The sequence below is a fragment of the Campylobacter hominis ATCC BAA-381 genome (assembly GCF_000017585.1).
Taxonomy (GTDB): domain Bacteria; phylum Campylobacterota; class Campylobacteria; order Campylobacterales; family Campylobacteraceae; genus Campylobacter_B; species Campylobacter_B hominis.
Map to the genome: position 1 here is coordinate 370,022 of NC_009714.1, position 11,296 is coordinate 381,317.

An 11,296-nucleotide genomic window follows, 5' to 3' on the forward strand; every position below is an offset into this window, starting at 1 on the left:
TTTTTTAAAAATAGTTATTTTGGAAAAATATCGTATTTTTTCCAGTATTCTTCAATCATATCGACCGTATCTTTTGGAAGAGGCAAATATCCAAGATTCGCCGCCGCTTTTTTAGCCTCGTCATTTTCAAATGCCCATTTGAAAAATTTAGTTACTTTTTTGCCGTCTTCCGCGTTGTCGCTTGGAAGTAAGATAAATGTAGCAGCTGCGATAGGATAGCTTTTTTCGCCTTTTCCGTAAGCAAGAACATCGTAAAAATGCTCATCAATACTGAAATTTGAATTTAGTGCGGCTTTTGCAAAATTTTCTTCTGTAGGCTCAGCCCAATCTCCGTTTGCAGTTTTAAGAGTAGCGGCATTTAAATTTTCGGTAACTTTATAAGCATATTCAATATAGCCGATTGAATTCGGAGTTTGTTTGATTGTTTTTGCAACCAAAGGATTTCCTTGAGCAGGAGTTACTTTCGCGCCCCAGTTTATTGTTTTTGCAGCGCCGTAATTTTTCGCCCAGTCTTCATTTGCCTTGCTTAAATAACTTGTAAAATTAAATGTAGTTCCACTTGATTCACTTCTTACTACCGGCACGATATCGGCGTCAGGAAGTTTTATATTTTCATTTATTTTTGCTATTGCAGGATCATTCCATTTTGTAATTTTGCCGCTAAAAATTCCTGCTACAGCTTCAGCGTCAAGTTTTAATTCCATATCTTTCACACCGTCGATATTATAAGCCAAAACGATACTTCCGATTACTGCAGGGAATTGTAATAATTTTTTTTCATTAAGTTCGTCTTTTTTAAGAGCCGAATCGCTTCCGCCGAAATTTCCGTTTCTATCGGTGATTGCACTTATGCCTTTTCCGCTTCCGCCACCGCTGTATGTGACTTGATTTCCTGTTTGTTTGTAATAAATTTTTGCCCAGTCTTTATATACAGGAAGTGGGAAGGTTGCTCCTTGACCCATTATTTTATCGCTTGCAAAAGCACCTGAAACAAGCGCGCCGGCTAATGCCAACATTGCTAATTTTTTCATTTACGCATCCTTTTTTTAAATTTCGGCTCATTATAAAATCGTTAAATTACAAATTGAAAACATTTGTTATTTTTTGCTAAAATCTTGCCAAAGGATTTCAAAATGTTTAAATTTTTATTTATATTTTTTTTATTTTTTACGTTTGCAAAAGCCGATATTAAAGGAGCCGGCGCAACTTTTGTTTATAAAGCCGTAAAAGAGCTTGCTATAGATTATAAAGATAAATTCGGCAAAAAAGTTGATTTCACACCAATTGGAAGCAGCGGCGGTATAAAAGAGCTGAAAAGAGGCGATGTGAATTTTGCAATCAGCGAGATAAAAGGCAACTGCGAAAACTGCGAATTTAGCCAATTTGCAAAAGGAAATGTAGCAGTGATTTATAATGTAAAAGACGTAAAATATTTAAATTTAAACGGCAAAATTTTGGCTGAAATTTATCTTGGGAAAATCGAATTTTGGGACGATGAAAAAATCAAAATTTTAAATCAAGACGAAAATTTACCGCATGAAAAAATTAATATTTTTCATAGATACGACGGATCTGGAACTACGCTTGCATTCAGCGAATTTTTAAGCGCAAACGACAAAAAATTCGCTGAAATTTTAGGAAGCGGATTTTCCTTGAATTTTAAAGTCGGAATCGGTAAAAAAGGAAGCTATATAATCGCGCAAAGTGTCCGTGATACACCTTTTTCTATCGGTTATACAGGAGAAAGCTACGCTGTTAATTTAAAAAGTGCAAATTTAGTTGTAAATGATGAAATTTTAACAATCGAAAATAAAAAATATCCTATAACAAATAAAAGTTATTTTGTGTATAAAAAAGACGGCGAAAAACTTGATGAAATTTTAAAATTTATAGAATTTATCCGCGAAAATGGCGAAGTTTTGGATAAATATTCCTTGTCATTTTAAATTTGCAAAATTGAGTGTTTTTTGGCAAAATGTTTATTTTAAAATTTACAAAAAAGGCGCGAAATGGCTGAAACTTACGAACTTTCTTTAAATTTGCACAAATTTTTTACATACGCGCTTACTATTTTAAGTTTTGTGTATCTGATTTTTATATTTTTGCCTGTAGGCGCCACAAAAAAACAAAAGATAAAATTTACAAATCGCATTCGTCTGCTTTTGCCGATTTATTACGCATTTTTTGCTGCTATTTGTGTAACCGGAGCTTTTAACTGGGCTGCACTTCATTTTTTGCCGAAAGCTGATATTTTGGTTATGCTTTTTAGCTCAGTTATTTTTATAATACTTAATGTAAAAGCTTATAAAGCCCTGAAAATGGCGTATATAAAAGATGATTTTCAAAAATACCGCATTAAAGCGGCTAAAATTTTAGCCGTTATTTTAATGTGTATTTTAATTTCGAGCGTGGTGTAAAATGGTATATTTTTATGATGAAACGGCGGGAAATGAGCAACTCAAAATAACAAACGAGCAGTTTTCACATTTAAAAGCGCGCCGTCTTAAGGCAGGTGAGCGGATCGATGTCAGAAATTTAAAAGACGGGTTTAATTACATTTATGAAATTATGGAAATTTCGCGCAAAGAAGCACTTTGTGAACTTATTTTTAAAAATTCCGTTATAGAAAAAACACCTGATTTTACGGTGGCGTGGGCTGTCGTGGAAAACGCCGTTATCGAAAAAACTCTACCTTCATTAAATGAAATTGGAATCGGCAAAGTGATTTTAGTTTATAGTGATTTTTCGCAAAAAAATATAAAACCTGATTTAAAAAGAATGGAGAGAATTCTTATTAATTCATCGCAGCAATGCGGTCGTAATTCAATTTTAGAAATCGAAATTTTAAACTCTTCCGACGAACTTTCAAAAAAATTTCAAGATAAAATCTCACTTATTGACTTTGGCGGCAAAAGTTTGGAGATTTTCGGCAATGATGAAATTGCTTTTGTTGGACCGGAGGGCGGTTTTAGCGAACGTGAAAGAAAGCTTTTTAAAAATTCATATGCCATAAACTCGCCTTATATACTTCGCTCAAATACAGCGATTTTAAGCGTTTGCGCGAAACTTTTATTTTGATTTCTACATTCAGCGCTCGTCTTGCGCTATCAAACTACTTATGTTTGCGCAAAACTTTTATGTTAATCGCTGTTATATAAGACTTAAATTCATTTGCCGCGATTGATTTGTGTGAAATTTTATTTTAATAAATTATAGCAAACGCGGTATCGCTCGCTTCGCCCGACATAAAGTTTGTGAAAAACATTTATTTCAATAATAGCTTTAAAAAAACTTGCGATAATTTAAACAAGTCAGTTTTGTGAAAAGCTTTATTCTGATAAATATTGCTATTTTTTGCGTAAAAATTTTTTAAAAATCTTTTTTTATACTGAAATTTCTGTTTGCGCCAAATTTCAGCTTTCGATAAAGTTTAAAATTAAGACAGCTTTATAATTTTTTTGCGTTTTCACTAAATAAATCGGAAATTTTATTTAAATAGCGTGCAGAGTTTATATAACGCAAATTTTGAATAATTTTTATTAGATTTTACAAAAATTCAGAAATTATTTAAATTTTTAAACTTCTGCAAGCAAGTTATAAAAAAGCCGAAAAGTAGAATAGGAAAAAAAGTGCCGATTTTAAAAAAGAAACATAAAGTTACGATAAGGAAAAAAGATGAAAACAGCGCAAAAGCGGTTTTTAAATATCCGAAAATATAAAGCACAAGCGGGCATAACAGCAAAGCTGCAAAAATTCCTGATTGAAAAAACATTTTTCGCCCCTTTTGTTTTTTCGCAATTATAGCAAAGGATTATAAATGCAGGAACTGAAAATAAAAATTACAACGGACGCAAACGGCGCTATAAACGCTATAGAGCAGACAAAAAAGCGACTGTTTTTTAAAGCTGCAAAAGAGTTATTAAATTTTTCATTTCATTAAAATAAAAAATTTGCCGAAATTTCGGCAGCTGTCGTATCGCGCCTGCGTAAATTTTTGTTTTGTGCATAAAATTGCGTAAATTTTGCAACTTTAATTTGAAATTTCGGCATAACAGTTTTAAATTTATAAAATTTTATATTTTAATTTAAATCGTTTTCGATTTTTTCCGTAGCTACGCTTCCAAGATAATATTTTTTACCGTTTCCAAGCGTTTTATATTCTCCGTTTTTTAAAATCACCTTAAACGGAAGCGCGATTTTATCCGCTTCATAACCGATATCATTTGCGATTGATTCTACGATTTGTCCGTTTCTTGCGTCATTTGAGATAAAATAATACGCATTGTGGCGCGCGCAGAAATTTTGCAAAATATGTTCGTCGCTTACATCTTCATAATATATCAAAGCTACGATTTGCACGTCATTTGCGTGTTTGAGTTGTAAATTCATAATGTTTTTTGCTTCATCTTTGCAGGAATTGCAATAAGTTCCGAAAATATCGAAAATAAGTGTTTTGTCACTTCCTGCGATTTTCCACCCGTTTTTTTGGCGAACTAGTGTTATTTTTGCGCCGCTTACACTTTTCAGCTCCACTTTTTCTCCTGCGCGAAATGCCGAATTTGTCGGTTCTCCTAAAGTTTCATCATTATTTGAATTTCCGCAACCGAAAAATATACACAAAATCGTTAAAAAAATTAAAATTTTTCTCACTTTTGCACCTTTAAAAATTCCAAAAATTTTTCCTGTTTTGCAGTTGATAATTTAAAATTTTTGGAAATTTCAATCGATTTATTTAAAAAATTTTTAAATTCCGCGCCGTTATAGAACATCGCCACGGAATGATAAAATAAATTTTGTGCGTAAAATTCAGCCCAATCAGTTTGGTTTTGATTAAAATTTCGCTTGCAGATTTCCAAAATTTTCTCATATGTTTCGCATGCTTTTTTGTAATCTTTTTTAATTGCGTAAATTTCGGCTATTTCACTTAGACTTGCTGCGTATTCTCCGATAAAATCAGCGCCGAGATTTTTTTTCACAAAACTTGAAATTTCAAAAAATTTTAAAGCCGAAGCATAATCTTTTAAAATTTTAAAATTCAGCGCCAAATCGTTATTTATGTCCGCATAAATTTCAGCGTAAATTTCAGGCTCGTTTTTAAATTTTTGTTTTGTAAGATTGTTTGTTTTAAGTAAAATTTCAGTTGAATTCATTATTTCTTTTTTAGAGTAGTAAATTATGGAAATAAGGCGTAGAATTTCTAAAATTTCAGGTGAAATTTCGCCTGCGAACCGTTTGAAATCAAAATTCAATTTATCTAATTTATCAAGCGCCAAATCAAGTGCTTCATCAAGTTTATTTTCGCCTATTAATCTGTTTATTTTTTGCATTTTTTGTCCTTTTTTTGTAAATTTTAGCGATAAAATTTAAATTTTAAGCTCATTTTATGTAAAATTATCAGTTTAAAACGAGGCAAAAATGATAGAACAAATTTTTAGAGAATACGATATAAGAGGAATTTTTGGCGAAGAGCTTACCAAAAACAGCGTGAGCGCGATCGGTTATATACTCGGTCTGGAGCTAAAAAAAAGAAATTTAAAAAGTGTAAGCGTAGGAACGGACGCAAGAGTCAGTAAAGACGCGCTTTTTTCATGGCTTGCAGGCGGTTTAAAAAGTGCCGGTTGTGATGTTTTCGATATCGGTATGCTTCCTACGCCGGTTGGATATTTCAGTGTTTTTACGCATAAATTCGACGCAAATATAATGATTTCCGGTTCACACAATCCAAAAGAATACAACGGTTTTAAAATCACAATAGGCGATGACAGTTTTTTTGGCGAAGAGCTTAAAAAATTCGGCAAAGAAGTTGTAGAATTTTTAGGCAACAGCAAAAATTTTAAAAAAATAAATTTTAATGTAAAATGCGAAAAATACGATATTTTAACGCCTTATGTAGGTTTTTTTGAAAAAGAATTTTCTCATCTTAAAAACTTTGATTTTCCGTTTGTTTGCGACTTTGCAAACGGGGTTGGTGGAATTACGGCTGAGCGAATTTGCAAAGCATTAAACTTAAATGCAAAATTTATGTTTGAAACACCTGATGGAAATTTTCCAAATCATCATCCGGATCCGAGCGAAGAAAAAAATTTAACGGATCTTAAAAAAGTGATAAGAGATGAAAATTTCGCTCTTGGATTCGGTTTTGACGGAGATGCTGACAGAATCGCCGTTTTGACTAAAAAACACAATTTTAAAGGCGACGAACTTGCCTGCCTTTTTGCTTTGAATATGAAAAATCCGAAAATTTTAGGCGAAGTGAAATGCTCGTCTGTAATGTATGATTTTATCGATAAAATCGGCAAAAGTTTTATGGGAAAAACAGGACATTCGAATATAAAAAAAGCTATAAAAGAGCATGGATACGATCTTGGAGCCGAAGTTAGCGGGCATATATATTTTAAAGAGAGATATTTCGGATTTGATGATGCGATTTATGCGATGGTAAGAGTGCTTGAACTTATTCAAAAAGGCATTTCACTTGATGATGAAATAGAAAAATTACCGAAAATGTATAGCACTGATGAAGTGAAATTTCACACTACCGATGAGAAAAAATTCTCCATCATAGAAAATGTCAAAAATCGCGTAAAAAACGGTGTGGAAGGTTTGCCGAAAATCAAGGAAATTATTACAATAGATGGTATTCGAATAAAATTCGATCACGGTTGGGCTCTTGTCAGAGCAAGTAATACAACGCCTGTAATTGTTACCAGATTTGAAGCCGATAGTGCGGCTTTTAGAGATTTACTACAAGAAAAATTTATGGAAATTTTAAAAAAGGAAGAAAATGAAGGAAAATGAAATTTATAAAGACGATGAAATAGATCTTGTTGAACTTTTTGCCACGCTTTGGAACGGTAAAATCAAAATTATAGTAATAACGGTTGTATTTTTAGTTGTCGGAATTTTATACACATTGATCGCTACGCCATGGTATAAAGCTAGCGCACTTGTAGAAGTAGGTTACTATAATACAAATGAAAACGGGGTCGTAAAAAATGTTATGCTTGAAGAACCAAAAAATATTATAGAAAAACTGAAAACTCGTTATATTGATTTGCTAAAAGATGTAGAAGGTAAAGATGTTTATGTAAAATCAGTAAATGAAATCAAAAATAACAATAAATTTTTCAGTATAGAAGTTCTCGGTAAGAGTAATGAAAAAGCCGTTAAAATGATAGATGAGATGATACAAAGTGTTTCAGATGAACACAATAAGATTATTGACGGTTATATAAGCAGTCAAAAAGTAAAACTGGCAAACATAGAAGATCAGATAAAAGTTTTACAAAACGATAAAATGGGTGAAACCGAAAATCAAATCAACAATGTTGAACAAAATTTACAAATGCAAAAAGCAGGCGCATTAAATGATATTTTATCCGCTTTACAAAAAGAACTTAAAGAACTTACCGATATACAAAAAATTGAACTTAAAAATACACTTTTAGGCCAAAAATCTGTTATAGAGCTTACTTTAGAGCCGTTTAATTATAAAAATACAAGCGTAGTTTCTCAAATCATAACAAGCAAACATCCTGAAAAACCGAAAAAGCTCATAATTTTGGCGGTAGCATTATTAGCAGGCGCGATGGTCGGCGTATTTTGGGTGTTATTTGCCGATTTTATGAAAAAAAGAAGAGAATTGGACATGCCAGAAAAAATAGAAACAAGTTCGCAAGAAGTGGAACAGATTTTACAAAATTTAATAGATAAAAGAGCAGAATTTTATAAATTTTTGGATGAAAATATAGAAAAAATTCCGAATTGCGACGCTTATGATTTCAAAGATGATGAAAAAATGAAAAAACTATATGAGAAATTTTTTGCGTTTGATTATAAGGTAAGAAAAATTCTACCTTTTATCTATAAAGCTTATGGGGTTAAACTGGATGTCTGAAATTTTACTTGATAAGAGTGCATTTTTGAGCAATTTAACAAAAATCTCTCAAAAACTTGGCGGAAAAGAAAAGATAATGTTGATTGCAAAAGATAATTCTTATGGCCATGGAAGCGCGCAAATAGCAGGCATCGCAAGAGAATTCGGAATAAAAAAAGCTGTCGTCAAAAGTGAAATGGAAGCGGAGCAAATTGCCGAATTTTATGATGAAATTTTAATTCTTTCACATATTCCTACAGGCTGTGAAAAACCTGATTTTTCATACGCAATCAACGATATGAGTCATTTTTCAAAAATAAAAAATGGCAGCAAAGTGCATATCAGCGTTGATACTTTAATGCATAGAAACGGAATTTTACCTGAGCAACTTGACGATGCTTTAAGATTGGTTCGTGAAAATCATCTAAATTTAGGTGGATTTTATACGCATTTCAGAGCCAGTGATGAAATCGGAAGCGATTTTTTCGTTCAACGTGAAAATTGGCGAAATTTTAAAATTTCTGCGCAAAAAAAATGTAAAAATTTAGGATTTAATGTGGTTTTTCACTCATGTAATTCTGCCGCGATTGAGCGAAGCGAAGAATTCAGCGACGATTTTGCAAGGGTTGGAATGGCACAATTCGGTTATTTTCAATTTAGCGAAATTTTAGGTTTAAAGCCCGTTTTATCGCTTTATGCGGATCGCATAAGTTCGCGTTTGTTAAAAAAAGGTGAGAGAGTTGGATACGGCGGTGTTTTTGAAGCGCCTTGCGACATTTTAATCTCAACTTACGATTTAGGTTACGGTGACGGACTTTTAAGATACAATGGAAAAGGTGATTTAAGGCTTGGAAACAATGAAAAAATTCTAGGCAAAATGTCAATGGACAGTTTCGCTTCAAAAGACGCGGGCGAACGCGTTTGCGTTTTTGACGACGCAAGAGTTTGGGCAAGATTTTTTAACACTATCGAATATGAAATTTTAGTAAAACTTTCAGCGAATATCAAACGAACCGTAAAATGAAAAAGATAAAACAGAGTTTTAAAAATGTAAGGGAAATTTTAAACATCTATGATGAAAATTTAAGCGGTTATGCAGCAAGCTTAAGTTTTCACACGATTTTATCTTTACTTCCAATTTTAATGCTGTCTTTATCTATTTTCACGCAAATGCCCAGTTTTGAGAAATATTATGAAAGAATTAAACAATTTATCTTTTCAAATCTTCTTCCGACAAATCAGGACACATTTGCGAATTATATCGAGCAGTTTTTGCAAAATAGCGTAAGTCTTGGCATTACAGGGCTTGTTGCTGTAGTTTTTACATCTCTTATGTTTTTTTTGGATTTTGAAAATATTATTTCTAAAATTACAGGAGCCGAAAAACGCGGTTTTTTCCGCTCACTCAGCAGTTATTGGACGCTTATAACTTTGGCGCCTTTGGGGCTTGGACTCAGTTTTTATATAAGTGGAATTTTACAAAATTTATTAGATTCGAACGATTTTACAAAATGGATAAATTTGCTCTCAATTTTTCCTTATATAATTGTTTGGGCGATTTTTGCCGTTGTTTATTCTATCTCTATAAATCTTGAAACTAAAACAAGAAATATAATTTTGTCATCGTTTATCGCAAGTATTTTTTGGAATATTTCAAAAATTCTGTTTGTGCAATACGCGTTATACAGCAAGACTTATCTTAGCATTTACGGCTCTTTTTCCGTGCTTTTATTTTTTTTCGTATGGGTTTATATCAGTTGGATTATTTTTCTTTACGGCGTAAAAGTTTGCGTATTTTTAGATAAAAAAGATAGGCAAAATACCGAAAATAGCACACAAAACAGCAAAAAAACGGTAGCGAACGCCTAAAATGGCGCAAATATTTGCCGTTAAAAATATCAAAAACGGAATATCTGTTTGATAATTCGGTAAAGCGAAATTTAAAAAATTCAGCATTGCTTCATCTAAAATTCCGCCAAATCCTAATAAATGCAGTATTACACTTAAAGGATAAAAAACTATAAAAACATATCCAAGAGGAATGACCGATATTTGCTGTGCTGTAATTATAGGAAAAAAATAATACACCGGCACATTCATACATAAAAATACATAAATATTCAGTAAAACGGTCGCTGTTATGACGCCGAAATTTTTCCAAAAATGGTGTAAAAAAATAAAAATAAAAAGCACGCCAAGGCTTGAAAAATAAAATCCTAACGAAAAAGCAAGGCTTGGAAAAATCGCAACAAGCAAAAAAATCGCAAGAAAAAGTGTCATAAAATTTACGATTTTTAAATTTCTAAGAACAAAAAAGTATCCAACAGCACACATCGCAAGAGATCGCAAAAAACTCGGCGTAAAGTCAAGTACAAAAAGATAAATCAGCAAAAAAATCATAATCATATTTGTAATGTCGATTTTAGCGCTTCTATACGGAAAATATCGGTTTTGAAAAAAGCGATAAATCGGCAAAAGCGTAATAAAAATAAAACTGAAAATTATTCCTATGTGAAATCCGCTAATTGAAACGATGTGAGCAATTCCCCAGTTTGTGACATTTGCGCGAAGTTCTTTTGACATATCTGTTGCGAAATACAGCGTAGAATAAAATTCTCTCATTTTTTCATTTTCGTGTTGAGAGACGATAAAATTTATCATTTTTTCTTTGAAATTTGTAAAAATTCCGGCTTTTTTTGAAGCGTTTGAAGACGGTGAAATTTTAAAATTCGGCATATAAAATCTTTTGCTGAGATAATCTTTAAATTTTACGTTTTTTGTAAAAACACCGATTTCTACGTTTTGATCTGCACGTAAATTCACGTATTTTCTGCTCGTTGTATAAAATTCAAAACTGTTTGTTTTAAGTTTGATAACTTTGTAAATTTTTCCTTTTTTATTTATTTTTTCATAAGCTTGTAAAATTTTAGCATTTAAAATTCGTGTAGGTTCGGCTTTGAAATTTTTAAAATCATAATAATGATAAGTTAAATTAGCTGCCAAAATCATTAAAATAATGCCAATAAATACACTAAATTGGACTTTGGAAGAAAAAAGTTCTATCTGTCTCATTTTTAAATTTTATTAAATTTATTTTAACAAGTTTATAAAATTTTTAAAAATAAGGTTGTAATTTTATAAAACCTGACAAAATTATGGATTTTAATCAAAATGTTTTAATAATTATGTTATCATTGATGATAATTTTTATAAAGGAGTGCCTATGCAGGAAACTCGTAGAAATTTTTTAAGGAAAGCCCTTAAAATAGGAACCGCAGCAAGTGCGGTAGGTGCTACTTCACTTTTGGCGAATAATAAAGAAAAAAGCCAAAATATAACAAGTGGCAACTCAAAGAAAAAAGAGGTGCTTTACTATAAAAGTGAAGCGTGGGAAAAATACTACAAAATAGTTTATTAAGG

At 31.9% G+C, this 11,296-nt stretch carries 14 protein-coding genes; 10 read left to right on the forward strand and 4 right to left on the reverse strand.

Features of this window, described 5'->3' with window-relative positions; translation table 11 throughout:
* Positions 1 to 14 precede the first annotated feature (14 nt).
* Positions 15 to 1,031, reverse strand: coding sequence for a phosphate ABC transporter substrate-binding protein PstS (gene pstS, locus CHAB381_RS01970; RefSeq protein WP_012108290.1), 1,017 nt, complete (start codon positions 1,029 to 1,031; stop codon positions 15 to 17).
* A gap of 102 nt (positions 1,032 to 1,133) precedes the next feature.
* On the opposite strand from pstS, the gene CHAB381_RS01975 reads away from it, so the two are divergent.
* The 5 genes from CHAB381_RS01975 (at position 1,134) to CHAB381_RS09110 (ending at position 3,940) form a co-directional block, all read left to right on the forward strand.
* On the forward strand, positions 1,134 to 1,946 hold the full coding sequence (locus tag CHAB381_RS01975; protein ID WP_012108291.1) for a phosphate ABC transporter substrate-binding protein PstS: 813 nt from the start codon (positions 1,134 to 1,136) through the stop codon (positions 1,944 to 1,946).
* A 63-nt stretch (positions 1,947 to 2,009) separates the two neighbouring features.
* A complete protein-coding gene (locus CHAB381_RS08400; RefSeq protein WP_012108293.1) occupies positions 2,010 to 2,417 on the forward strand; it encodes a hypothetical protein in 408 nt (135 codons plus the stop codon).
* A gap of 1 nt (position 2,418) precedes the next feature.
* A complete protein-coding gene (locus CHAB381_RS01985; RefSeq protein WP_012108294.1) occupies positions 2,419 to 3,078 on the forward strand; it encodes a 16S rRNA (uracil(1498)-N(3))-methyltransferase in 660 nt (219 codons plus the stop codon).
* Positions 3,079 to 3,675: 597 nt separating this feature from the next.
* Complete coding sequence (locus tag CHAB381_RS09105) at positions 3,676 to 3,804, forward strand: hypothetical protein (RefSeq protein WP_256594196.1); 129 nt, start codon at positions 3,676 to 3,678, stop codon at positions 3,802 to 3,804.
* 13 nt (positions 3,805 to 3,817) lie between these two features.
* Positions 3,818 to 3,940, forward strand: coding sequence for a hypothetical protein (locus CHAB381_RS09110; RefSeq protein ID WP_012108296.1), 123 nt, complete (start codon positions 3,818 to 3,820; stop codon positions 3,938 to 3,940).
* Between the two features lie 140 nt (positions 3,941 to 4,080).
* Here CHAB381_RS09110 and CHAB381_RS01995 read toward each other — a convergent pair whose 3' ends face one another.
* Both CHAB381_RS01995 and CHAB381_RS02000 read right to left on the reverse strand, forming a co-directional pair.
* The gene (locus CHAB381_RS01995; protein WP_041570454.1) at positions 4,081 to 4,650 is read right to left on the reverse strand and encodes a thioredoxin domain-containing protein; all 570 of its coding nucleotides are present in this window, start codon (positions 4,648 to 4,650) and stop codon (positions 4,081 to 4,083) included.
* A complete protein-coding gene (locus CHAB381_RS02000; protein WP_012108298.1) occupies positions 4,647 to 5,327 on the reverse strand; it encodes a tetratricopeptide repeat protein in 681 nt (226 codons plus the stop codon). Before CHAB381_RS02000 ends, CHAB381_RS01995 begins: the two co-directional genes overlap by 4 nt.
* A gap of 88 nt (positions 5,328 to 5,415) precedes the next feature.
* Here CHAB381_RS02000 and CHAB381_RS02005 point away from each other — a divergent pair, with 88 nt between their 5' ends.
* Genes CHAB381_RS02005 through CHAB381_RS02020 form a run of 4 tightly spaced genes read left to right on the forward strand, consistent with a single transcriptional unit; the run spans position 5,416 to position 9,745 of the window.
* Positions 5,416 to 6,798, forward strand: coding sequence for a phosphomannomutase/phosphoglucomutase (locus tag CHAB381_RS02005; RefSeq protein WP_012108299.1), 1,383 nt, complete (start codon positions 5,416 to 5,418; stop codon positions 6,796 to 6,798).
* The gene (locus tag CHAB381_RS08610) at positions 6,785 to 7,897 is read left to right on the forward strand and encodes a Wzz/FepE/Etk N-terminal domain-containing protein (RefSeq protein WP_012108300.1); all 1,113 of its coding nucleotides are present in this window, start codon (positions 6,785 to 6,787) and stop codon (positions 7,895 to 7,897) included. The genes CHAB381_RS02005 and CHAB381_RS08610 overlap by 14 nt, the downstream gene beginning before the upstream one ends.
* Entirely contained in the window at positions 7,890 to 8,900 is a 1,011-nt protein-coding gene (locus CHAB381_RS02015) for an alanine racemase (protein WP_012108301.1), read from the forward strand. Before CHAB381_RS08610 ends, CHAB381_RS02015 begins: the two co-directional genes overlap by 8 nt.
* Positions 8,897 to 9,745: a YihY family inner membrane protein gene (locus CHAB381_RS02020; RefSeq protein WP_041570455.1), complete on the forward strand. Its 849-nt coding sequence runs from the start codon at positions 8,897 to 8,899 to the stop codon at positions 9,743 to 9,745. Before CHAB381_RS02015 ends, CHAB381_RS02020 begins: the two co-directional genes overlap by 4 nt.
* Here the strand turns inward: CHAB381_RS02020 and CHAB381_RS02025 are convergent.
* Entirely contained in the window at positions 9,674 to 10,948 is a 1,275-nt protein-coding gene (locus CHAB381_RS02025) for a ComEC/Rec2 family competence protein (RefSeq protein ID WP_041570456.1), read from the reverse strand. The genes CHAB381_RS02020 and CHAB381_RS02025 overlap by 72 nt on opposite strands.
* A 151-nt stretch (positions 10,949 to 11,099) precedes the next feature.
* Here CHAB381_RS02025 and CHAB381_RS02030 point away from each other — a divergent pair, with 151 nt between their 5' ends.
* The gene (locus tag CHAB381_RS02030) at positions 11,100 to 11,294 is read left to right on the forward strand and encodes a twin-arginine translocation signal domain-containing protein (RefSeq protein ID WP_012108303.1); all 195 of its coding nucleotides are present in this window, start codon (positions 11,100 to 11,102) and stop codon (positions 11,292 to 11,294) included.
* Positions 11,295 to 11,296 lie beyond the last annotated feature (2 nt).

Excerpts from the sequence above, each read along its gene's own strand:
- pstS (WP_012108290.1), bottom strand. The coding sequence starts at position 1,031 with ATGAAAAAATTAGCAATGTTGGCATTAGCCGGCGCGCTTGTTTCAGGT.
- CHAB381_RS01975 (WP_012108291.1), top strand. The coding sequence starts at position 1,134 with ATGTTTAAATTTTTATTTATATTTTTTTTATTTTTTACGTTTGCAAAA.
- CHAB381_RS08400 (WP_012108293.1), top strand. The coding sequence starts at position 2,010 with ATGGCTGAAACTTACGAACTTTCTTTAAATTTGCACAAATTTTTTACA.
- CHAB381_RS01985 (WP_012108294.1), top strand. The coding sequence starts at position 2,419 with ATGGTATATTTTTATGATGAAACGGCGGGAAATGAGCAACTCAAAATA.
- CHAB381_RS09105 (WP_256594196.1), top strand. The coding sequence starts at position 3,676 with ATGAAAACAGCGCAAAAGCGGTTTTTAAATATCCGAAAATATAAAGCA.
- CHAB381_RS09110 (WP_012108296.1), top strand. The coding sequence starts at position 3,818 with ATGCAGGAACTGAAAATAAAAATTACAACGGACGCAAACGGCGCTATA.
- CHAB381_RS02000 (WP_012108298.1), bottom strand. The coding sequence starts at position 5,327 with ATGCAAAAAATAAACAGATTAATAGGCGAAAATAAACTTGATGAAGCA.
- CHAB381_RS02005 (WP_012108299.1), top strand. The coding sequence starts at position 5,416 with ATGATAGAACAAATTTTTAGAGAATACGATATAAGAGGAATTTTTGGC.
- CHAB381_RS08610 (WP_012108300.1), top strand. The coding sequence starts at position 6,785 with ATGAAGGAAAATGAAATTTATAAAGACGATGAAATAGATCTTGTTGAA.
- CHAB381_RS02015 (WP_012108301.1), top strand. The coding sequence starts at position 7,890 with ATGTCTGAAATTTTACTTGATAAGAGTGCATTTTTGAGCAATTTAACA.
- CHAB381_RS02020 (WP_041570455.1), top strand. The coding sequence starts at position 8,897 with ATGAAAAAGATAAAACAGAGTTTTAAAAATGTAAGGGAAATTTTAAAC.
- CHAB381_RS02025 (WP_041570456.1), bottom strand. The coding sequence starts at position 10,948 with ATGAGACAGATAGAACTTTTTTCTTCCAAAGTCCAATTTAGTGTATTT.
- CHAB381_RS02030 (WP_012108303.1), top strand. The coding sequence starts at position 11,100 with ATGCAGGAAACTCGTAGAAATTTTTTAAGGAAAGCCCTTAAAATAGGA.